Source organism: Pseudomonas sp. GW821-FHT09C09, from assembly GCF_059418105.1.
Map to the genome: position 1 here is coordinate 212,045 of NZ_JBWKPF010000003.1, position 21,609 is coordinate 233,653.

The window sequence follows — 21,609 nt, forward strand, 5'->3', positions numbered from 1 at the left end:
CGACTCTGGCCGCTGGCTGGTGCAATGACTATAAGTCTTTACTTATGCCTGACCCAATTTTTATTCATTTTTGTTAATCCCTTGTGAGCGCTAGTGTGAAGCCGCGACCAGATTGAAACATTTGGTCACGCGTCGACCTGGGTCTAGCAGGTCGTGGGTACCACCGGCTCAAGGGAACCTCCAAGTGATAACAAAGATCCTGATCGCCAACCGTGGTGAGATTGCCGTACGAATCGTGCGTGCCTGCGCCGAGATGGGCATTCGCTCGGTTGCGATTTTTTCCGACGCCGACCGCCATGCCTTGCATGTGAAGCGTGCGGACGAGGCCCACAGCATTGGTGCCGAGCCGCTGGCCGGTTACCTCAACCCGCGCAAGCTGGTGAACCTGGCCGTGGAAACCGGTTGCGATGCACTGCACCCCGGCTACGGTTTCCTTTCGGAAAACGCCGAGCTGGCAGAGATCTGCGCCGAACGCGGGATCAAATTTATCGGCCCTTCGGCGGAAGTCATCCGCCGCATGGGCGACAAGACCGAAGCGCGCCGCAGCATGATCAAGGCCGGTGTGCCGGTCACGCCGGGCACTGAAGGCAACGTCTCGGGCATTGAAGAAGCGTTGAGCGAGGGCGATCGCATCGGTTACCCGGTGATGCTCAAGGCCACTTCCGGTGGTGGCGGTCGCGGTATCCGTCGCTGCAACAGCCGAGAAGAACTCGAACAGAATTTCCCTCGGGTCATTTCCGAAGCCACCAAGGCTTTCGGTTCGGCGGAAGTGTTCCTGGAAAAATGCATCGTCAATCCGAAGCACATCGAAGCGCAGATCCTCGGAGACAGCTTCGGCAATGTGGTGCATCTGTTCGAGCGTGACTGCTCGATCCAGCGCCGCAACCAGAAACTGATCGAAATCGCCCCGAGCCCGCAGCTGACCCCGGAACAGCGCGCCTACATCGGCGACCTGTCGGTGCGCGCGGCCAAGGCTGTGGGCTACGAGAACGCCGGCACTGTGGAGTTCCTGCTCGCCGAGGGCGAGGTGTACTTCATGGAGATGAACACCCGGGTGCAGGTGGAACACACCATCACCGAAGAAATCACCGGGATCGACATCGTCCGCGAACAGATTCGCATCGCCTCCGGCCTGCCGCTGTCGGTGAAGCAGGAAGACATTCAGCATCGCGGTTTTGCCCTGCAATTCCGGATCAACGCCGAAGACCCGAAAAACAACTTCCTGCCGAGCTTCGGCAAGATCACCCGTTACTACGCCCCCGGCGGCCCGGGTGTACGGACCGACACGGCGATCTACACCGGCTACACCATTCCGCCGTTCTACGACTCGATGTGCCTGAAACTGGTTGTGTGGGCACTGACCTGGGAAGAAGCGATGGACCGTGGCCTGCGCGCCCTCGACGACATGCGTCTGCAAGGCGTGAAGACCACCGCCGCGTATTACCAGGAAATCTTGCGCAACCCGGAATTCCGTAGCGGCCAGTTCAACACCAGCTTCGTTGAAAGCCATCCTGAACTGACCAACTACTCGATCAAGCGCAAACCCGAAGAGCTGGCCCTGGCTATCGCCGCCGCCATTGCCGCCCACGCAGGCCTGTGAGGAATAGAACAATGACTAAAAAGATTTTCGTAACCGACACCATCCTGCGCGACGCCCACCAATCGCTGCTCGCCACCCGCATGCGCACCGAAGACATGCTGCCGATCTGCGACAAGCTGGACAAGGTCGGCTACTGGTCGCTGGAAGTCTGGGGCGGCGCGACGTTCGACGCCTGCGTACGTTTCCTGAAAGAAGACCCGTGGGAGCGCCTGCGCCAACTGCGCGCTGCGCTGCCCAACACCCGTCTGCAAATGCTCCTGCGCGGGCAGAACCTGCTGGGTTATCGCCATTACAGCGATGACGTGGTCAAGGCGTTCGTCGCCAAGGCTGCGGTCAACGGCATCGACGTATTCCGCATCTTCGACGCGATGAACGACGTGCGTAACCTGCGTGTGGCCATCGAAGCGGTGAAGGCTGCCGGCAAACACGCCCAGGGCACCATCGCCTACACCACCAGCCCGGTGCATACCATTGACGCTTTCGTCGCCCAGGCCAAGCAGATGGAAGCCATGGGTTGCGACTCGGTGGCGATCAAGGACATGGCCGGCCTGCTGACCCCGTATGCGACGGGCGAGCTGGTCAAAGCATTGAAAGCCGAGCAATCGCTGCCGGTGTTCATCCACTCCCACGACACCGCCGGTCTGGCCGCAATGTGCCAGTTGAAAGCCATCGAAAACGGTGCCGACCACATCGACACCGCCATCTCCAGCTTCGCCTGGGGCACCAGCCACCCGGGCACCGAGTCGATGGTCGCCGCCCTCAAGGGCAGCGAGTTCGACACCGGTCTGAACCTGGAGCTGTTGCAGGAAATCGGTCTGTACTTCTACGCCGTGCGCAAGAAATACCACCAGTTCGAAAGCGAGTTCACCGCTGTCGACACCCGCGTTCAAGTCAACCAGGTACCGGGCGGGATGATTTCCAACCTGGCCAACCAGTTGAAAGAGCAGGGCGCGCTCAACCGCATGAACGAAGTGCTGGCGGAGATCCCGCGCGTACGTGAAGACCTCGGCTTCCCGCCGCTGGTGACCCCGACTTCGCAGATCGTCGGCACCCAGGCGTTCTTCAACGTGCTGGCCGGCGAGCGTTACAAGACCATCACCAACGAGGTGAAGCTCTACCTGCAAGGCGGCTACGGCAAGGCGCCGGGCACCGTGAACGAGAAACTGCGTCGCCAGGCCATCGGTAGCGAAGAAGTCATCGACGTCCGCCCGGCCGACCTGCTCAAGCCGGAAATGACCAAGCTGCGTGCCGACATCGGCGCACTGGCCAAGTCCGAAGAAGACGTGCTGACTTTCGCCATGTTCCCGGACATCGGTCGCAAGTTCCTCGAAGAGCGTGCCGCCGGCACCCTCACTCCGGAAGTGCTTCTGCCGATCCCGGAAGCGGGCAAGGTGGCTTCGGCCGGCGGCGAAGGTGTACCGACCGAGTTCGTCATCGACGTCCACGGCGAAACCTACCGCGTGGACATCACCGGTGTCGGCGTCAAGGCTGAAGGCAAGCGTCACTTCTACCTGTCCATCGACGGCATGCCGGAAGAAGTGGTGTTCGAGCCGCTCAACGAATTCGTCGGCGGCGGCAGCAGCAAGCGCAAGCAGGCTTCGGCTCCGGGCCATGTCAGCACCACCATGCCGGGCAACATCGTCGATGTGCTGGTCAAGGAAGGCGACACCGTCAAGGCCGGCCAGGCTGTGCTGATCACCGAAGCGATGAAGATGGAAACCGAAGTCCAGGCCGCCGTTGCCGGCAAGGTTACCGCCATCCACGTTGCCAAGGGCGACCGGGTGAACCCGGGCGAAATCCTGATCGAGATCGAAGGCTGAGATAACGGCCTCGATACAACGCTTTAAACCTCGGGGGGGCATGTGCTCCCCTTTTTTTTTGCTCGCAGTTTTCAGATGAACGCCGCCCCGCAGGAGCGGCGTTCAGGGCATCAGAACGCCATTCGCCACTGGCCCGTTACACCTTGATTGCGGCTTTCAGTGCCGAATTCTGTAGTGATGTTCACTCCCAACGTGTGGTTGGTCGACAGTCCGAGGTCAAGGCCGGCATCGACGCCCAGGCTGTTGCGATCCAGCGTGGCACCGGTTACTTCGAAACGCTTGCCACCCTTGACCAGTTGCTGGTGCGTGTCGCTGTCGAGTTCGCCGAAGGTGTGTTTCCAGCCGGCGCTGAATCGCGGCGTCAAACTCATGCCGTTGTCCAGCCGAGCGATTTTTGCCGTGCGCAGACCGAAGGTGCTGCTCAGGTTATCGCGGGTTTGCCCAAAGATTTTCAGCGCCGCGTCCCCACCTTTTTCGGCATAGCTGTCACGTTGATACCGCTGATAGCCGAGGCTGGCAAACGGTTCGAACGTCACATTGTATCGGCCGAAATTGAAGCCCAGTTCGGCAAATGCCTGCTGAGTATTGGCGTTGTAGTTGCCTTGGAGACGGTCGCGGTATCCATTGAAAGATACTCGTCGTTTGCTGCTGCCGTCATGGCTGGCATAGGTAGCACCTAGGCGCAGGGCCAACGGTCCGTCCTGACGTACTGCATAGGCGCCCAGATGCCAGCTGTCGAGATCTCCGTCGTACTGACGGGCATCGAGTTTCGTCTGGGATTTGCCCCCCAGCAGGCCGATATGCCACATATCATCCAGCCGCCAGTCAGCACCCATGACCAAACCTTGAGTAGCGTGCTTGAGCGCGCTGTCGTACTCCCGATCGACCTCGCCGCCATGACCGAGGGCCTTGACCCAGACACGACCGGAATCCGTAGTGCCAGATGTCTGACGAGGTGACTTACCGGAAACGGTGCGGTTGTCCAGTTGGTTCATGGCCGACAGCATACTTGCGCTCACGGGCGCAATACTGCTCAACGTAGCTTTGGCGAGGTTTGCGTTACTGCCGGCGGCGAGTTGTTCGATGGCGACTGGCGCGATGGTTTTATTGCTTGCCAGCAATGCAGCGACAGCTGCGTTTGCGGGTGTTTGAGGCTGAGTGACTGGCAAAGGGCCTGCGCCGCGTGCAACTGCTGTTTCATCTGAGGCGGGTGAGGTATCGGACGCCGGCGACGGGGGCGTCATTGACGCAGGGGTTGATGCTGAAACGGGGGGCGAGGCCGTCAAAGGGGCTGGCGTTGCGTATGGGAGGCGGGATGAAGGCGGGGGCTCCTCAATACTGTCGGCAACCGAACGACCATTGTCTGTCGTGGCCACGCTTGCCAGCGGTGTCTCATTGCGGGCGTAAGTCAGATTGACGGACTTCCTGTTGTATTGAGGCGTGGCGGTCATGAAGGCCAAATCATTCAGGATCGTCCCGAATTTTCCTTCAATCTTGTTGGCTTCGATAACTTTGTACTGACTGGTCTCCGGATACTCTCCCGGCGCCGCTACTATTTTCAGGGTAGCGCCGTCGAGATTGGCTATGCCATCGACCTTGATGGTTTGACCACCGGTTCCCGGGGCGACTTCATAAGCCAGTTCGGCATTTGGGGACAGATTAAAATTGCCCTTCACTCGTGGACTGCCGTGCAGTGCATTGACCGTGAGCAGGCCGTCAACGTGCAAATTTCCCGTTGTGCCCTTGCCTGCATAACTACCCCCCTTCTCGACATGCACATCGCCTTTGATGCTCCCCTTGTTGAAAAGCTTGCCGACGGTTACTGCGCCGCCGTCGATGATGCCCAGGTTGGTCAGCGATCCGTTACGGTCTACCAGCACACCTTCCTTGAAGTCTCCCTTGCTGTTCAGCGTCAGGTCGCCCCGGAGGAGATGCAGCCCGTTGAAATTGCGGGTGTCTTTCAGCGTGTTTTCGGCAGAAGCGTCCACTACCAGAACGTTCACGCCTTCGCCGCCGTCCAGTCGACCCGTGAAGCTGGCTCCGTCTTTGAGAACGATCAGATCGTTGGCGGTAGTTCCCTGGAAAGCGCTTTCCGGTGAATTGAATGCGATGGGAACAGTCGCTGGATCGTTGAAAAAGCCCTGAAGCCTTTCAAGAGCGTCTTCATAGGGGCTGGCTTCGGACAGTTCGGGAACGTTCATGCCTGGTGAAGACGCCGCGACTTCAGGCGATTGTTGAGCGTTCGCAAGCGCTGCGCCACCAAACGCCATTGCAATGGCCAACGCCAGGTGTTGTGGTTTATATCGATGTTGAACGGGCATCAAGTCGGGCCTCTTTTGACAGGAGACCAAACTTTATTGACGCTCAGACAACATGGATGTCGGCTACTTCCGGGACCTATGCAGGGGGTGTCGGATCGTTTTGTTGAAAATCACCAAGGGATGACGAACCGGTGTATTTACTCGACTGCACCGGCTCCTTTTCCTACAACCAATCAGGATCTTGCTGGCTGTTCAACGATCAAAAGCTCATCTGCCATTGCCCGATCAGCCCATGATTGCGACTGTTGCTGCCAATCTCGCCGCTGTAACCCAGCCCCAGCGTATGCCGCGCGGAAACACCCAGATCCAGGCCGGCCTCAATCACCAGACTGTCACGATCCAGCGAGCTGCCATCGACACTGAACGCTGTACCGCCGACGACGAATGCCTGACGGGTCGAGCTGCTGACATCGCCGTAGGTGTGCTTCCAGCCTGCCGCCATGCGCGGGGTCAGGCTCATGCCGTTTTCCAGCGCGTTCAGGTGCGCCAGGCGCAGACCGACGGTGCTGCTGAAGTTGTCCTGGGTCTGGCTGTCGACCTGCAAGGCCGCCGCGCCGCCCTTTTCCTGATAGCGGTCGCGGTGATAACGCTGGTAGCCGAGGCTGGCGTAAGGTTCGGCGCTGAGGCGGCCGCTGCCCATGGCGTAGCCGAGTTCGGCGAAGGCCTGCTGGCTGTTGGCGTCGTAATCGCCTTTGGGGCGGTCACTGAAACCGTTGAACGCGACCGTGCGTTTGCTCTCGCCTTGATGACCGCTGTAAGCCGCGCCCAGGCGCAGGGCGATCGGGCCGTTTTGGTGCTGGGCGTAGACCCCGGCATGCCAGCTCTCGACATTGCCATCGACACCGGTGGCGTCCAGATCGGTCCTCGAATAACCGCCAAGCACGCCCAGTCGCCATTGTGGATTCAGCGCCCAATCGGCACCCATCACGCTGCCCTTGGTGCGCTGCTCCAGACTGCTGTTGCCGTGTTCGCCATCGAGCTTGCCGTAGCCGCCGATGGCTTGCAGCCAGAGTCGGCCTTGAGCGTTCGGATCATTCAGGTTTCGCGCTTCGGACGGTACGCCGTTGGCGGCGAGGATCGGTGTGTCACGCTGATCGAGACCGACCATCAAGCCGGGGCTGCCGCCCATCTGCTGCATCGCCGAGAGCATGCTGCTGCCCACCTGGCTGCTGGCGCCAAGGGTGGCGCTGGTCAGGTTGGCGTTGCTGGCGCCGGCCAGTTGTTCGATGGCTGCGCCCGCGCTGGATTGAGTGGTGTTGAGCAGGGCGTTGTACAGCGCGTTGTTCCTGCCCATCGAGGCCAGGCTGTTGGCGGCGTTGCTGCCGTTGCCGGTGACGGCGAACTCATTGAACGCCACGTCATTGCGGGTGTAGGTCAGGTCGACCTGAGTCGGTGTGTAAGTGAGGGTCGGGGTAAGAAAGGCGTAATCGCTGGTGACCGCGCCGAAGGTGCCGTTGACTCGTGCAGCCTGCAACACCGTGTATTGGCTCTGCCACGGATACGTGCCGCTGCCGGGATTGACCGCGAGCGTCGCACCGTTGAGGTTGGCCGTGCCGCCGACCTGCATGGGTGCGCTGCTGCCATCGGCATTGACCCCGTAGGAGAGGGTGGATGCGCTGCCCATGTTCAAGTCGTGCGCGACGGTCGCGGTGCCGAGTCGGGTGTCAGTGCGCAACGTACCATTCACGTTGAGGTTGCCCACCGAACCACCGCCGGCATACACGCCGCCGACGTCTACGGTCAGATTGCCGGCGATACCGCCCTGGTTGATCAGGGTCGCGCCATTGCGTACCGCACCGCCGTCGCTGAAATCGCCGCTGCCGGTGAGCGTCCAGGCGCCTTGCCTGACTTCCAGCCATTCGAAATTGCGGCTCGCACCGAAGCTGCCGCCCGCCGCGTCGTCCATCACTACCCGGTCATAACCGCTGCCGCCATCGACCACGCCGATAAACCGGCTGCCGCTGCGCAGGGTCAGGCTGTCGTTGCCGCCGCCCAGATCCAGCGCCAGGCCGTTGCTGCCGCTGATAGTGCCGCCGTTGATCACGTTGTCGGCGAACTCGCCGACGAACTTCACGCCGAAACCGTCGAGCCCTTGAATGGTGCCGTAGTTCTCCAGCGTGGTGGCCGCCAGCCCTGAACCGCCACTGCCATCGTCCACCAGAATCGCGCTGTTGGCGCCGCTGATCAGCGCGCCTTTGGCGTTGAGGATGTAACCGCCACCCAGGGCGATGCCTTCACTGCCGTTGGCAAAACCACCCTTGTCCACACCGCCGGCGCCGACACCCTGGATGGTGCCGTAGTTTTCGATGTGGGCGATCTTGTCGATGTCCACGCCGTCACCGTCGCCGTTGGGCTGCAATCCCGAATACGCGCCGGTGATGGTGCCGTGGTTGATCACCGTGCCGTCGCCGTCGGAACCGAAACCGGAGCCGTTGCGCCCGGTGATCTGCCCGTAGTTCACCAGCGTCGCACCGAGGTCGGTGGTGATGCCGTGGCGTCCGCCGGAAATCACGCCGTAGTTGGTTACGCTGACGCCGCTCGCGGTGTCGATATCGATGCCGTCGAACTTCTGATCAGCGTTGTGCGAGTCACCGGTGGAGATCTCGCCGTAGTTGCTGATGGTCGCGTTGGCGCCGGTCTTCATGCCGTCGCTGGCGTCGCCGCGAATCAGTCCGCCGGCGCGGTTGATGATGGTGGTTTTGACCCCGTCGCTGCGCAACGCATCCAGATCCAGCCCTTGGCCTGTGGTCGAGCGAATGGTTCCGCTGTTGTCGATCAACAGGCTGCCGCTGACGAAGTTGCTGTCGATGCGAATCGCGTCGTTGGAACCGAGAATCTGCCCGCCGCTGCGGTTGTAGATCGCGTAATTGCGTGCCTGGGTCAGATCGCCGCTGCTGTCGATGGCCCGGCCGCCGGTGGAGATGATCTTGCCGGCGTTGTCGATGATCACGCCGGCACCGCTGGTGCTGTCCTTCAGGCTCACAGCCTTGCCGCTGTTGGTGATACTGCCCGGCGCCGAAATCGTCAGGGTGTCGCTGCCGCCCAATGTCTGCGACGCGGTGGTGGCGGTGTCGATCACGACATTCTTGCCGTGGGCGGCACTGGTGGCGATCAACAGGGCAGTAGCGAGCGACAGGCGCTGAGGCGGGAGCGGCATGGGGAGAACGTCCTTTTAGTTATAAGTGAGGGCGTTCTGTATAGCGGAGGGGGTTTACAGAATGATGTCTGGGCTATGTGCATTCTTTTGCAGATATGTCTGCGAGTTGGGTGCTTCATCTGCAATTCGTTGCAGATGAAGCAATATCAGACAGGAAGCCCCTTCAACTGCCGCACTCGCCGTCGGGGGCTTCCTTCTTTGCGTTTACATACTCAGCCGCGGCACTCAACCAACCCCTTCACCTGCCCATCCGCCGTCTGGTTCTCATCGCTCAACCAGCGCTCGAACCCGGCTGCAATCGCCGGCCATTCCGAGTCCAGGATCGAGTACCACGCGGTATCGCGGTTCTGGCCCTTGACCACCATGTGCTGGCGGAACACGCCTTCGAAGCTGAAGCCCAACCGTTCGGCCGCGTATTTGGAGCGGGCGTTGCCGTTGTTGCATTTCCATTCCAGACGACGGTAGCCGAGGGCGAAGGATTCCTTGGCCAGCAGGTAGATCGCTTCGGTGCTTTTCGGCGAGCGCTGCATTGGCGCGCCGAAGGTGACGTGGCCGATTTCGATGCGGCCCTGGGCCGGGACGATCGACATCAGGCTGAGGATGCCTTGCACCTGGCCGCTGGCGCGGTCGATGACGCTGAAAAAATACGGATCGCTGTGGGCGGCATGGTTGTTCAGCCAGTCATTGAAGGCGCTGCGCTCCGGAAACGGGCCGTAGGGCAAGTAATCCCAGAGTTTCGGGTCGGCGCCTGGGCCTTGCAGGGCATTGAACAGGTCGTCGCCGTGGCGTGCCGGGTCGAGCTTTTCCACGCGAATGAAGCGGCCTTCGATCAGGGTGGTGGAGGGCGGCGGCACGCCTTTCCAGTCGGCGAGAGAAATCGTCATGCACGTGGCTCCTTAAATGGCTTTGCGAAACTGGATGAAACCCGGACGCTCGGCGATGCGCTCGTAGAGCTGGATCGCCGTGGCATTGGTTTCGTGGGTCAGCCAGTGCACCTTGCAGCAACCGTCGGCCTTGGCCGTGGCGTAGACGTGTTCGATCAGCAGGCGGCCGACGCCGGTGCCGCGGGTTTGCGGCTCCACCAGCAGGTCTTGCAGGTAGCAGGAGTTCTCGATGCTCCAGTTCGAACGATGGTAGATGAAGTGCACCATGCCCACCGCTTTGCCATCGGCCCAGGCGAGGGCGGCGTGAGTCGGTTCGTTCGGGTCGAGAAAACGCTGCCAGGTGCTTTGGCTGACGGCCTCCGGCAATTCGGTGTTGTAGAAACGCAGGTAGGCCTGCCACAGCGGCAGCCAGGCCGCGTGATCGGCGGCGCTGACCGGACGGATGTCGATCTGACTCATGGTGATTTCCTTAACGCATCAAGTGAGCGAGGGTTTGATCGTTGATGTCGGCGCTGGCGGCCAGCCCTTCGCGTACGCCGGCGATATCTTCGGCGCTGCGGTTCTGGCTGAGCTTGCGCTTGCCTTCGAGGCGGTCGATCGGAATGGCGAACCCGACAATGGCCTTGAGCATGCCGTCGATGTAGTCGGCCGGAGCATCGTCGACCGACCAGGGCTGGGCGCGGCCCGCTTCATGGCGATTGGTAAGGGTGCTGACGATGTCCAGCAGCCGACCGCCATCGCTGAAGGTTTCGGCGTGACCGTAGGCGTGCACGGCGACGTAGTTCCAGGTCGGCACGACTTTGCCGTGCTCGGCTTTGCTCGGGTAAAAGCCCGGGCTGACGTAGGCGTCGGGCCCCGGGAAAATCAGCATGGCCTCGGCACCATCACGCAGGTCCTTCCATTGCGGATTGGCCTTGGCCAGATGCCCGTACAGCGTGCCGTTCGCACCTTGTTCGCGATGCAGGAGCACCGGCACGTGGCTGGCCTGCAAGCCGTGTTCACCGTGAGTCACCAGAATGGCGAGGCGGGTGGCGAGGATCAGTTCGTGCAGTTGGGACAAATCGTCGATGGCAAAGGCGCGTGGCGTGTACATGGAGAGATTTTCCTTGGCGAATGCCTGCATCCTAGGCAGGCTATTGGTCTGTTGTAAGAGCCATTGATGACCAATTTCATAGGTCCATTGCCATGCCCGATTCGACTACGCTGTCGCTGCCGTTCAACCCTGCCGGCATTGAACTCGACCGCCGCAAAGGCCTGAGTCGCCAGCTCTATCAGGCCTTGCGCCTGCGGGTGCTCGACGGGCGCCTGGCCAGCGGCACGCGGCTGCCGGCCAGCCGAGATCTGGCGGCAGCACTGGCGATATCCCGCAACAGCGTAGTGCGCGCCTACGATCAGCTGTATGCCGAAGGCTTCATCGAAGGGCGGGTCGGGGACGGCACTTATGTGGCGCAGTTGCCACAATCGACGAGACCGGCGAAAAAACTATCCACAAAAGTATCCACAGGCTTTTCAACAGGCTTACCCACAGCCTTATCCACAAAATCACCAGATTTCACTGGGGATTTATCCAGCAAAGTTATCCACAGCGGTGCGATGCAGCGGCTTGAACAGAACCATTTGCCGACGCCGCCAAGTGGTCCGCCGCGGGCTTTCAGGGTGGGAGTTCCGGCATTCGACCTGTTCCCTTTCGACGTCTGGGCCAAGCTGAATGCAGCGTTCTGGCGCAAACCCGACTTGCAGCAACTGTGTTACGGCGACCCGGCGGGCGATGCGCGGCTTCGCAGTCTGATCGCCGCTTATTTGCGCAGTTCGCGCGGCATGCAGTGCTCGGCTGAGCAAATTGTGATCACCAGTGGCGCGCAACAGGGAATCAGCCTTTGTGCACAGTTGCTGGTGGAGCCTGGCGCCGGGGTGGGCATCGAGAATCCTGGCTATCGCGCAGCGGGTCACGCGTTCGCGCTGGCCGGCGGTCGATTGCACGGCATTGCGGTGGACGAAGAGGGTATCGACTGCGCTGCACTGGCGGCCGCCGAAGATTGCCGGGTGGCGTATGTCACGCCGTCTCATCAGTACCCGACCGGGGTAGTGATGAGCCTGGCGCGCCGCCTGGAATTACTGGCCTGGGCCGAGCGCACCGGCGGCTGGATCGTCGAAGACGATTATGACGGCGAGTATCGCTACACCGGGGCGCCATTGGCCCCGCTGGCTGCGCTCGACCGCCAGGGTCGCGTGCTGTACGTCGGCACTTTCGGCAAAGTCGCGTTTCCGGCGTTGCGGCTGGGGTATCTGGTGCTCCCGCCCGGACTGGTGGACGCCTTTGCGCAACGGCGCGCGGTGGACGTGCGGCATTCCGAAGTGAGCACTCAGGCGGTGATGGCCGAGTTCATGGCGGCCGGACACTTCCAGCGGCATATCCGGCGGATGCGCCGCGCCGCCCTGAGCCGGCGTAATGCCCTTATCAACGGTTGGCCCCAGGGTTTGGCGGGTGTTGGTGAACTGCCGGCCGTGTCCGCCGGACTGCATCTGACGGTGGCGGTCGACAGCGTGGCTCGCGAACAACAATTGATCGAGCAGGCGGCGAGTGTGGAGGTGGAAGTCCACGGCTTGAGCAAGTACTGGCTGCGGGACTCGACGACGCCGATCGATCAGCGCGCCGGCCTGGTGCTGGGGTTTGCCGCAGTACCGGAACCGGCGATCGAGTCGGCTCTGGCCCGCTTGCGTCAGGTCTGGCTCGGTTAGTCGCGACAGGTCACAGTCCGTCGCGACCTGTGGACATCAGCTGAAGAACATCGAAGAAGCCAGCGCATGACTGATCTCGCTGCGATAAATGGCGATCAGTTCCTGACCTGCATTGTCCTGTTCGATGGCGCCCCCCAGTCGCCTCTGTGCAACGGTTTTCAGATGCGCGGCGGTGAACGATCCGACGGGATCCGTCGTATTGGCGTAGTGGAAATGGGCGTACCACAGTACCTCGCGGGTTCTGTGATCGAGCACCTCGTACTCGTCCAGATAGTCTTTCCCGGGCCCTTTGAGTCGGCGCCGGGTGGTGACTTTGGCGATGTCCACTTCGCCCTCGCTTTTGAGCCACTCTACTCGTGCGGCCGTGGGTGGTTGTTCCTTGATCATCCGGATGCGGGTATTGCGGCCTGTCTCGTGAAGCGTGCCGACTGCGCTCTCGAGAGCATTGCGCAGGGTGACGGCCGCATTGTTTCGTTCCTCGGTGCGGTTGCTGGCGAGCAGCGACTGATCGATGTGTTTGATGACCTCCCGCAAACGTCCGGCATGCTGCTGGTAGAGGTCCTGAATCTCGGCCGGAATTCTGGGTGCACGTCTGATCTGAGCCTGTGTGCGTCGGTCGAATTCCGCGAGCCCGTCGAGTAACGCCTGGCCGCTGGCGAGACTGTCTGCCAGTTTGGGCGCAGGCCTTTCGGGCGCGGGGCGAGCGGTGACTCTGCGCAGCCAGACACCCGGCGTTTTTTCATGGAAAGTGGCAATGATCTTGCCGGTCAAGGGGGCCTTGACGTCAACCAGCCCCGTGTCCCTGCCGTCTGCGCCTTTGCGCGGCTCACCGACCAGTGTGCCTTTGAAGCGGGTCTTGATGACCTTTTTCGTGGGCGTCGTAGCGGGCCGGGATGGGCCGGGTGTCGGCTCGACGAGACGCCGTTCCTGCAGAAGGCGGGTCAGGTGGGTCAGCGTGTCCTGGCCGAATTCGGCCACGCGCGTACGTACATGCTCCAGGCGATCGGCAATGATGTATTCGGGAAACTCGGCAACCAGGTCGGTAAAGCGCTGGTCGATGGCGGAAAACTGTTGGGCCAGTGTGTCCATGGCCTCAATCCGTTCTCCGAGGTTGAGCAGGCTTTCATCGCCGCCAAGATCCAGAGCGCTGCGAATGTTGAGGCTGGCGTCGTCGATCAGACGATCGATTGCCATCTGTGCGTCCAGGCTCGGGACGGGCTCTTCTTTCAGGCACAGGTGTTCCGCCAGGGTGATCTGCAACAGTTTGAGATCACTGAGCGTGAAGGGCGGCAGTTTGGCCTTGTAGACACGCGTGACCTCGCAGGCTTCCCTGCCCAGCAGGCTGAGCTCCTGGAAGCGCGAATTGGCGAGCTCGATTTTTTCGATCATGCCCTGAGTCATGTCGGTCATGCGGGTAAAGGAGGCCGAGCGCTCAGGGCCGCGCACGGGCTGTTCTTCGTCCAGCAGCGTCAGCGTGTTGCGCAAGCCATCGCGAAAGTCCACGGATTGCTCGTTAAGCCAGGACTGCATCAAAAACAGTTGCAGCGACAGGCGTTCGACCATGGCGGAGCGGTAGTTCGGAACGGGTTCCAGCGCATTCAGGGCCCTGAGATCATGGGTGTGGGCGGCGTATGCCCTGATCTGGGTATCCAGGGTGTCGAGAAAGTGCTGGCGTGCAGCCGCGGCAGCCTGCGGTGTGGCGCCAAGCATCGCCTTGCGTACGCTGATCAATTCTTGCTGTTTGTCCTCCAGAGTGGCTTCGAAAGCGGCCAGCGAGATTTTTTTCTGGTTCAGCCGCCGCTGGTTTTCCTGCTGCATTTTTTTACGTCGACTGCCCAGTCCACCTCCCCGCAGACGCAATCGCAGGTCGATGAACCACTGCCCCTTTGCGTCATGGGTCAGCAGCGGCCCCGTGCGAATGACCTGTTGGCGCGAGTCGATGATCTGCATCAGATCATCGTCGTTGATGGACACCTCGAACCAGCGCTCGCCCACCGGTGCATACCACTTCGCTGCGTGGCTGTAGAGGTGTTGGTGCGGTCCCGCGCTCGCGGGCCCGACGAGTGACGCCGGCTTCTCGACCTTCAGTGTGTCGAGGAGCATGCCGAGTGACGGCTTTGACCGGCTCAGGGCACCCATGGTGACCAGTGACGTTTCATGAGCGGATGGAAAAACCGCTCCCCCAATGTCCCCGAGGCGCGTGATTTCGGGTTTGAGCGGCAAGGGCTTCTCCTCTGGCGCGATGACCGTTCGATGCTGTGTCTGTCGGTTGGACGCTGCCCGGTGGGCGAGGATCATGCCCAGCGTGAGCAACACATCGGTCAGGGCCGACCACTCGATGGTCCCCGGTGTTTCGTTTTGCGCATCGATCAAGGCTTGCAGGTCATCCGTGATCTGCCAGATCCACGCGGCAGTGCCAATGCTGCGACCCAGGAATGGCAAGGCTGCGTTGAACAACATCCAGCCACCGTGCTTGAGCGTTGCCCAGCGGGCTTCGGCGTTGGACACGGACTGACGGTCGGCCTGGGTGATCATGGCCTGAACATTGGCATTGAACAGCGCTGTCGCTACATCCGCTTCGATGGCATTGTCGTGCGCCAGTATGACCGGCCCGGTCATGTCCAGCGCGACGGTGGGGTCGACCAGCAATTGCGGGAGGGTCCATACCGACATCAGCGTGCCGGGAAACACGTACTGGGAATAATTGAAGCGCACGTCGTCAGGCAACCAGGCCAGCACCGACTGCCGGAGTGTTCGGGAGTGCTGGATCGCATACAGCAAGTTGGTCTGGCCGGGATACTGGGTCAGCGGCGGGTCGAGCAAAGGTCGATAGAGCAGGCACGGACCCTTGTCGGCATCCTCGGGACCAATGATGAACATGTTGGCCACGGTGTCGGTGCTGCTGTTGGTCCGATGGGCCTGGAATGCCAGCGGGCGGACCACGATCCTTTGACCATTCACCAGCCGGTCAGCGGGGGCCGTGGCGAGTGCCGCGACGACATAGCGATAACCTTGTTCATCCAGGCCTCTCTCGCCGCGAATCTTGCATTGCAGCGCCAGCAACGCCAGTTCGATCGGCAACTGATCGGTGTACAGCCGGCGCAGGGCAGGCGCCTCGACCGGATCTTCGATCAGCCGGCGCTTGAGCATGGCGGGGTAGACATTGCCGATGTCCACCGTGGTCACCAGGGTCTCGAGATACGACGGGGTCATCCAGCCCGGAAGGGGTGAGCCGTCCACATGGCGAACGGTTTTGATGCCCGTCGGCAGACCGGTCAGGTTCTGCAGTGCCAGTTCGATGAGCGTCAGCGTCAGGGTTTCTGTCTGTCCCGGTACGACGAACGTACCCCACACGACCAGGCTGGTGATGGTGATCTCGATGTTCTCGACCTTGATGTCGGGTGTCGCTGGATGATCCTTGCGAATCTGGGCGGTCAACTGCTCCACGGTGTAGGCGTGGAGCGTGGGAATCTCGCGTTGAAAGGTCTTTCCGTGGGTGCGGTTTTGCAGGATTGCCAGGTCCAGCAGGTGCCGGCTGAAACAGGTCTGGTCGGCAGTGGAGGCGTTGTCCAGCCAGTGTGGCAGTAGCGGCCGCAGTTGTTCGAAATCAGAGGCTGCCCGTGTGTTTGCTGTCAGGCTTTCGCCGAAGGGGAGGGCTGAGGTATCGCTTGCGCGCAGTGGCTGGCCGAATGAGCCGATGACGTCCGCATCCAGTGCCAGCAGCGTGCAGGCCTGATGATCGAAGAAGTTGCCATCGGGTTCGAACAGTCGCCACTTCAGGTGGCTCGCGCGGGTCAAGGGGGTCAGCAGCGCAGTCAGTGCATCGCCAAGGGCATCGTATGAATCGAAATGGCGAAATCCCTGGGTGACGGAACAGGTGCTGATGATCGTGCGCTGACCCGAAGTGCCCGTCAGAACAGCGATTGGCAATACAGTCAGATGACGGTCTTCCGTGTTGTCATTGCGGTCGATATCGATCAGACACGCACGTGTCTTGTATGGGTCGTTGTGCAGCCGCTGTCGCTTGTCGGGAAACCGGTACACGGTTCTGGCCATGGCCAGTCGTTCGGCGTCCCATCCTTGTGAATCGACGACGTTCCACTGCTCCCGCAAGGCATCCGACAGCTGATACCAGCGTGGCTCATCCGTTGCGGTGGCGGTGTTCCAGTAGGCGAGTTGCTGCTCCTGGTACGCCACGAACAGTAGTGTTGCGAGCTCGTTGACCAGGCGGCCGACTGCTTCGATTTTCACCGGCAGATGAATGATCGGTTCGCTCCCCGGTTGGCGCGTCAGAAAGTGTTCGCCATCAAGCCATGTCACCGTGGTGCCATGGACGCCCAGGCGTACAAGAACGTCGGTGAGTGATTCAAACTGTTCGGGTCCGGCGACGACGTAATCGTCTTCGATGCTCCAGGTGGGGGTCACCACGATTGCCAGTTGCGGGTCGATGTCGAGATCCGGGTACAGGACCTTCAGCGCCGGGCGCAAGGCATTCGATGCGGCGTCCCTGAGTGACGGTCCGGACAGCAGCCGGGTTTGCAGATCGGCGATGTCGGGGCGGTGAGTTTCAGGCATGTCCGTGTCCTTGTTTGTCGGTAGCGGCGCTCTCCTGCAACGCCGGGATCGGGACACGTTAAAGGCTTGCCGGGGACACGGTGCGGTACATGGATACCGCAAAAAAAGACCCGCGAAGGCGGGTCTTTTCAGTGGCTGGCGTCAGGTGCCGGACTTGATCTTGGTCCACGCCCGGGTGCGCGCCCGCTCCGCGTCGCGCGGCAGCGGTTGCAGGGTGTACAGCGTATTCATCGCCGCATCGGTCGGGTACAGATTCGGGTTATTGCGGATCGCCGGATCGACATGTTCGGTGGCGTCCTTGTTCGGGTTTGGATAGCCGACAAAATCGCTGACCGGCGCGATCACCTGGGGTTGCAGCAGATAATTGATGAAGGTGTAGGCGTCCTGCGGGTTCTTCGCGCCTTTCGGGATCGCGAGCATGTCGAACCAGATCGGCGCCCCTTCCTTCGGCAGGCGCATGTCGACCACCACGCCGTTCTTCGCCTCCTTGGCGCGGTTGGCGGCTTGCGAGAAGCTGCCCGAATAACCGACCGCGACGCAGATGTCACCGTTGGCGATATCGGCCATGTACTTGGACGAATGGAAGTAGGTCACGTACGGACGAATCTTCATCAGCAACGCTTCGGCCCTGGTGTAGTCCGCCGGGTTCTTGCTGTTGGGATCCAGGCCAAGGTGTTGCAGGGCCAGCGGCAGGATCTCCGACGGCGAGTCGAGCAGGGCCACGCCGCATTGCTTGAGCTTGCTGATGTTCTCTTCCTTGAAGATCAGGTCCCAGCTGTCCACGGGTGCGTTGTCACCCAATGCCGCCTTGACCTTGGCCGGATTGAAGCCGATCAGGATGGTGCCGTACATGTACGGCACGGCGAATTTGTTGCCCGGATCGTTGGCCTCGATCAGCTTCATCAGTTTCGGGTCGAGGTGATTCCAGTTCGGCAACTGGCTGCGATCCAGCGGCTGGAACACTCCGGCCTCGATCTGCTTGGCGAGGAACACGTTGGACGGCACCACCACGTCGTAGCCGGAGTTGCCGGTCAGCAGCTTGGCTTCCAGTGCTTCGTTGGTGTCGAAGATGTCGTAAACCAGTTTGGTCTGGCTGTTCTGCGCCTTGAAGTCTTCCAGGGCCTTGGGGGTGATGTAGTCGAACCAGTTGTAGACGCGCAGGGTGCGTTCTTCGGCGTGTGCGGCGCCGCTCAGCAGTGCCGCACAAAGCGCGGGAGCGATGAAGTGCTTGAGTCTGTTCATTGTTCGAAACCTTCGAGCACGTTCACCGCGTTGATGCCGATTTCTTCCACCGCGTAGCCACCCTCCATGACGAACAGCGTCGGTTTGCCGAGGGCGGCGATGCGTTTGCCCATGGCCAGGTAGTCCGGGCTGTCGAGCTTGAACTGCGAGATCGGGTCGTCCTTGAAAGTGTCGACGCCCAGCGACACGACAATGATGTCGGCGCCGTAGTTTTCGATCTCCGCGCAGGCCTGATCCAGCGCCGCGCTCCAGACATCCCAACCGGAACCGGCCGGCAGCGGATAGTTGAAGTTGAAGCCTTCGCCGGCCCCTTCACCGCGCTCGTCCTCGTAGCCGAGGAAGAACGGGAATTCCGCTTCCGGGTGGCCGTGGATCGAGGTGAACAGCACATCGCTGCGCTCGTAGAAAATCGATTGGGTGCCGTTGCCGTGGTGATAGTCGACGTCGAGGATCGCGACCTTCTTGTGGCCCTGATCAAGGAACGCTTGCGCTGCGATGGCGGCGTTGTTGAGGTAGCAATAACCGCCCATCAAATCGCCGGCGGCGTGGTGTCCCGGCGGACGGCACAGGGCGAAGGCACCACGGGCGCCGCGCTGGATTTCCGCTTGGGCGGTCAACGCCACTTGCGCTGCGCTGTACGCCGCTTGCCAGGTGCCGGCGGTGATCGGTGCGCCGCCGTCGAAGCTGTAATAGCCGAGCTGGCCATGCAGGCTGGTGGGTTTGACCTGACGCAGGGTGCGCGCGGGCCAGGTGTAAGGCAGCAAATCGCCGTCGGTGTTGAACTCGGTCCAGCGCGCCCAGGCGCCTTTAAAGAAGTCGAGGTAGTCGCGGCTGTGGATGCGCTCGATCGGCCCGAGGCCGAAATCCTTCGGTGCCTCGACCGGTCCGAGGTTTTGATTTTTTACCCGTTGCAGCACGTGGTCGGCGCGGGACGGCATCTCGAAGCAAGGCTTGAGTTGCCCGTCGATCAATTCGCAGCGGCCATGGTGCAGGTGGTGATCGTCAGAGTAGATCGTCAGCATTTGTTGTTCTCCGCAGGGGCTGATTCGGTTGGCTCCAGTGTTGCGGCGCGGGGCGAAACGGAGAACGGCCAGAGAGGCCAAAAGGGGATCGATATGGCCAAAAATGCTGACCTGATATCGCCCCTCGACGGTTTAACCGTGCGGGCGGAACTGACTCGGCGCCACGCCGCTCCAGCGCACGAAGGCATGGCGGAAGCTTGCGGTCTCGCTGAAGCCGAGGGTTTCGGCGATGCGGTAGATCGGCAGTTGATCTTCGCAAAGCATCTGCTTGGCCCGCTCGAAGCGCAGTTCGTCGAGCAGTTCCTGATAGCTGCAACCCATGTCTTTCAGATGGCGGCGCAGCGTCCGCGGCGAGCAGTTCATCTGCTGCGCCAGACCTTCCAGCCCCGGTGCGGCATTGAGTTGCGCAGTGAGCAACTGACGGATTCGCCCCAGCCACGCCTGGCGACCGGTGAACTCGGTGTTCTGTTTGCGGCAGCGCTCGGCCATGGCTTGATGGGTGATGATGTCGGCCAGCGGTAGCGGCTGGTCGAGCCAGCGCCGGTCGAAGGCGAAGGCGTTGTCCTTGGCGCCGAAATGCAGAGGCGCCTTGAAGTGTTCGGCGTAGCTGTCGCGGTAATCCGGCGCGGCGTGTTCGAAGCGGGCGGCCAGCAGTGGCAGTGGATGGCCGAGCAGGTCGTCGCAGATGACTTTCAGCGATACCAGACAGAACTCGGCATTGAACACCGCCATCGACGGACTCTCGCGGTAGTCGGCGGCGGCGAACCAGACACGTTCGCCGTCGTCTTCCAGGCTCAGCTCGAAAAGTGTTCCCAGCAGCGCCGGATAACGGATCGCCAGGCGCAAAGCGTCACCGAAGGTGGCACAGGTCAGCAGCGCGTAACCGAGGATGCCGTAGCAGGAAACATGCATGCGCCGGCCCAGTTCCAGGCCGATGTCGTGCTTGAGCGCGACTGCGTTGGCACAGACCTGCATCTCCTGATTGGTGGTGATGCGGGTGTCGGCCCGGCTCAGATCCGCCGCGCTGATGCCGCTGCCGGCGAGCAGTGCTTCGCTGGACAGACCTTCGGTCTTGAACGTGTTGAGGATCAGCGAGACCGCATTGAGCGTGGTGAGGTGGGAGTGGAGCATAGGATCTTCCAGCCTTGGGATGCTGGAAACGGCAGCAAGTTGCATGCCGGGCCGAGGGAGCGGCGAAGCTCCCACGGCCGGTTGCGATCAGCTGAGCTCGCCGCACAGGTCGAGTTCAACCAGACGCCGCACTTCAGCCGTCTCAAGGCCTGCCCCCAGCAAAGCATTCAATTTGCCGAACGCTGCCTCGCGAGTCATGCCGCCACCGGACAACACACCGACGCCACGCAAGCGGCTGCCCGCTTCGTAGATATCCAGTTCCACACCACCTTCATGGCACTGCGTGACTGCAACTACGACCACGCCGCTGTCCCGCGCCCGGCCGAGGCTGGCGAGGAATTCCGGGTTGTCGCTCGGCCCGGTACCGCTGCCGTAGCACTCCAGCACCAGACCCTGAATGCCGCTGTCGAGCAGGCCGTCGATGATCTCGGCGCCAATGCCCGGGAACAGCGGCAGCACGGCAACTTTTGCCAGTTGCTTCGGTTGGTTGTAGTTCAGCGCGGCGGGCAGGGAAGTGGCTTTCACGCCGCCGCCTTGACGCTCCAGGCGTTTGAACGGGTGACGGCCGAAGCTGCGCACTTTCGCGCAACGGGTCGGGGCGAGCAGCTCGCCGTGGAAATACAGATGCACGCCCGGCGCCAGGCCGTGGCCGAGGGCGACCAGCGCGCCGCTGAGGTTTTCCCAGGCGTCGCTGTCGGTGACGCCGGCCGGCAGCATCGAGCCGGTGAAGCACACACGGGCATGCAGGCTGAGCAACTGGAAGCTCATGGCGGCGGCGCTGTAGGCCAGGGTGTCGGTGCCGTGCAGGATCAGTACGCTGTCGCAGCCTTGCACATCGACGGCGTCGACGACGGCTTCGCGCAGTTGCTGCCAGTAGGCCGGTGTCATGTTGGCGCTGTCGATCAGCGGCGACATCTCGCGAAAGCGCCACTGCGGTACGACCAGTTCAGGCTGGCCGTGCAGGTAGTCGCGCATCCGCGCTTCGAAACCGGAGGCCGGGGCCAGACCGTTGGCGCTGGCCTGCATGCCGATGGTGCCACCGGTGTACAGCACCATGACGTGCTGGGCGGCAGGGTAAGTCGAGGAATTCATGGGGAGTTCTCCTGAACGAAGACAGC

The 21,609-nt window shown here is 61.6% G+C and carries 13 protein-coding genes; 3 read left to right on the forward strand and 10 right to left on the reverse strand.

Features of this window, described 5'->3' with window-relative positions:
- Positions 1-184 precede the first annotated feature (184 nt).
- On the forward strand, positions 185-1,600 hold the full coding sequence (locus AC07NR_RS10680; RefSeq protein WP_085708794.1) for an acetyl-CoA carboxylase biotin carboxylase subunit: 1,416 nt from the start codon (positions 185-187) through the stop codon (positions 1,598-1,600).
- A gap of 11 nt (positions 1,601-1,611) precedes the next feature.
- Positions 1,612-3,420, forward strand: coding sequence for a sodium-extruding oxaloacetate decarboxylase subunit alpha (gene oadA, locus AC07NR_RS10685; RefSeq protein WP_085708795.1), 1,809 nt, complete (start codon positions 1,612-1,614; stop codon positions 3,418-3,420).
- A 110-nt stretch (positions 3,421-3,530) separates the two neighbouring features.
- Here the strand turns inward: oadA and AC07NR_RS10690 are convergent, their stop codons facing one another.
- The 5 genes from AC07NR_RS10690 to AC07NR_RS10710 all read right to left on the reverse strand — a co-directional run bounded on the left by AC07NR_RS10690 (position 3,531) and on the right by AC07NR_RS10710 (position 10,875).
- Positions 3,531-5,741: an autotransporter domain-containing protein gene (locus AC07NR_RS10690; protein WP_495078755.1), complete on the reverse strand. Its 2,211-nt coding sequence runs from the start codon at positions 5,739-5,741 to the stop codon at positions 3,531-3,533.
- A gap of 199 nt (positions 5,742-5,940) precedes the next feature.
- Entirely contained in the window at positions 5,941-8,898 is a 2,958-nt protein-coding gene (locus tag AC07NR_RS10695) for an autotransporter outer membrane beta-barrel domain-containing protein (protein WP_495078540.1), read from the reverse strand.
- 212 nt (positions 8,899-9,110) lie between these two features.
- Positions 9,111-9,782, reverse strand: coding sequence for a GNAT family N-acetyltransferase (locus AC07NR_RS10700; protein WP_495078541.1), 672 nt, complete (start codon positions 9,780-9,782; stop codon positions 9,111-9,113).
- Positions 9,783-9,794: 12 nt separating this feature from the next.
- The gene (locus AC07NR_RS10705; protein ID WP_114886430.1) at positions 9,795-10,241 is read right to left on the reverse strand and encodes a GNAT family N-acetyltransferase; all 447 of its coding nucleotides are present in this window, start codon (positions 10,239-10,241) and stop codon (positions 9,795-9,797) included.
- A 10-nt stretch (positions 10,242-10,251) separates the two neighbouring features.
- A complete protein-coding gene (locus AC07NR_RS10710; RefSeq protein WP_423204570.1) occupies positions 10,252-10,875 on the reverse strand; it encodes an FMN-binding negative transcriptional regulator in 624 nt (207 codons plus the stop codon).
- 92 nt (positions 10,876-10,967) lie between these two features.
- Between AC07NR_RS10710 and pdxR the strand changes: the two genes are divergently transcribed.
- A complete protein-coding gene (pdxR, locus tag AC07NR_RS10715; protein ID WP_495078542.1) occupies positions 10,968-12,521 on the forward strand; it encodes a MocR-like pyridoxine biosynthesis transcription factor PdxR in 1,554 nt (517 codons plus the stop codon).
- Between the two features lie 36 nt (positions 12,522-12,557).
- On the opposite strand, the gene AC07NR_RS10720 is transcribed toward pdxR, so the two are convergent.
- From AC07NR_RS10720 to AC07NR_RS10740, 5 genes are all read right to left on the reverse strand, one after another.
- Entirely contained in the window at positions 12,558-17,096 is a 4,539-nt protein-coding gene (locus AC07NR_RS10720) for a dermonecrotic toxin domain-containing protein (protein WP_495078543.1), read from the reverse strand.
- A 141-nt stretch (positions 17,097-17,237) separates the two neighbouring features.
- Positions 17,238-18,338, reverse strand: coding sequence for a polyamine ABC transporter substrate-binding protein (locus AC07NR_RS10725; RefSeq protein WP_248740368.1), 1,101 nt, complete (start codon positions 18,336-18,338; stop codon positions 17,238-17,240).
- On the reverse strand, positions 18,335-19,360 hold the full coding sequence (locus AC07NR_RS10730) for a histone deacetylase family protein (protein WP_495078544.1): 1,026 nt from the start codon (positions 19,358-19,360) through the stop codon (positions 18,335-18,337). Before AC07NR_RS10730 ends, AC07NR_RS10725 begins: the two co-directional genes overlap by 4 nt.
- A gap of 132 nt (positions 19,361-19,492) precedes the next feature.
- On the reverse strand, positions 19,493-20,491 hold the full coding sequence (locus tag AC07NR_RS10735; protein ID WP_495078545.1) for an AraC family transcriptional regulator: 999 nt from the start codon (positions 20,489-20,491) through the stop codon (positions 19,493-19,495).
- 87 nt (positions 20,492-20,578) lie between these two features.
- Positions 20,579-21,583: an asparaginase gene (locus tag AC07NR_RS10740; protein ID WP_495078546.1), complete on the reverse strand. Its 1,005-nt coding sequence runs from the start codon at positions 21,581-21,583 to the stop codon at positions 20,579-20,581.
- Positions 21,584-21,609: the final 26 nt, after the last annotated feature.

Bases quoted from the DNA above. Each gene is read 5' to 3' on its own strand.
- oadA (WP_085708795.1), top strand. From the start codon at position 1,612: ATGACTAAAAAGATTTTCGTAACCGACACCATCCTGCGCGACGCCCAC.
- AC07NR_RS10690 (WP_495078755.1), bottom strand. From the start codon at position 5,741: ATGCCCGTTCAACATCGATATAAACCACAACACCTGGCGTTGGCCATT.
- AC07NR_RS10695 (WP_495078540.1), bottom strand. From the start codon at position 8,898: ATGCCGCTCCCGCCTCAGCGCCTGTCGCTCGCTACTGCCCTGTTGATC.
- AC07NR_RS10700 (WP_495078541.1), bottom strand. From the start codon at position 9,782: ATGACGATTTCTCTCGCCGACTGGAAAGGCGTGCCGCCGCCCTCCACC.
- AC07NR_RS10705 (WP_114886430.1), bottom strand. From the start codon at position 10,241: ATGAGTCAGATCGACATCCGTCCGGTCAGCGCCGCCGATCACGCGGCC.
- AC07NR_RS10710 (WP_423204570.1), bottom strand. From the start codon at position 10,875: ATGTACACGCCACGCGCCTTTGCCATCGACGATTTGTCCCAACTGCAC.
- pdxR (WP_495078542.1), top strand. From the start codon at position 10,968: ATGCCCGATTCGACTACGCTGTCGCTGCCGTTCAACCCTGCCGGCATT.
- AC07NR_RS10720 (WP_495078543.1), bottom strand. From the start codon at position 17,096: ATGCCTGAAACTCACCGCCCCGACATCGCCGATCTGCAAACCCGGCTG.
- AC07NR_RS10725 (WP_248740368.1), bottom strand. From the start codon at position 18,338: ATGAACAGACTCAAGCACTTCATCGCTCCCGCGCTTTGTGCGGCACTG.
- AC07NR_RS10730 (WP_495078544.1), bottom strand. From the start codon at position 19,360: ATGCTGACGATCTACTCTGACGATCACCACCTGCACCATGGCCGCTGC.
- AC07NR_RS10735 (WP_495078545.1), bottom strand. From the start codon at position 20,491: ATGCTCCACTCCCACCTCACCACGCTCAATGCGGTCTCGCTGATCCTC.
- AC07NR_RS10740 (WP_495078546.1), bottom strand. From the start codon at position 21,583: ATGAATTCCTCGACTTACCCTGCCGCCCAGCACGTCATGGTGCTGTAC.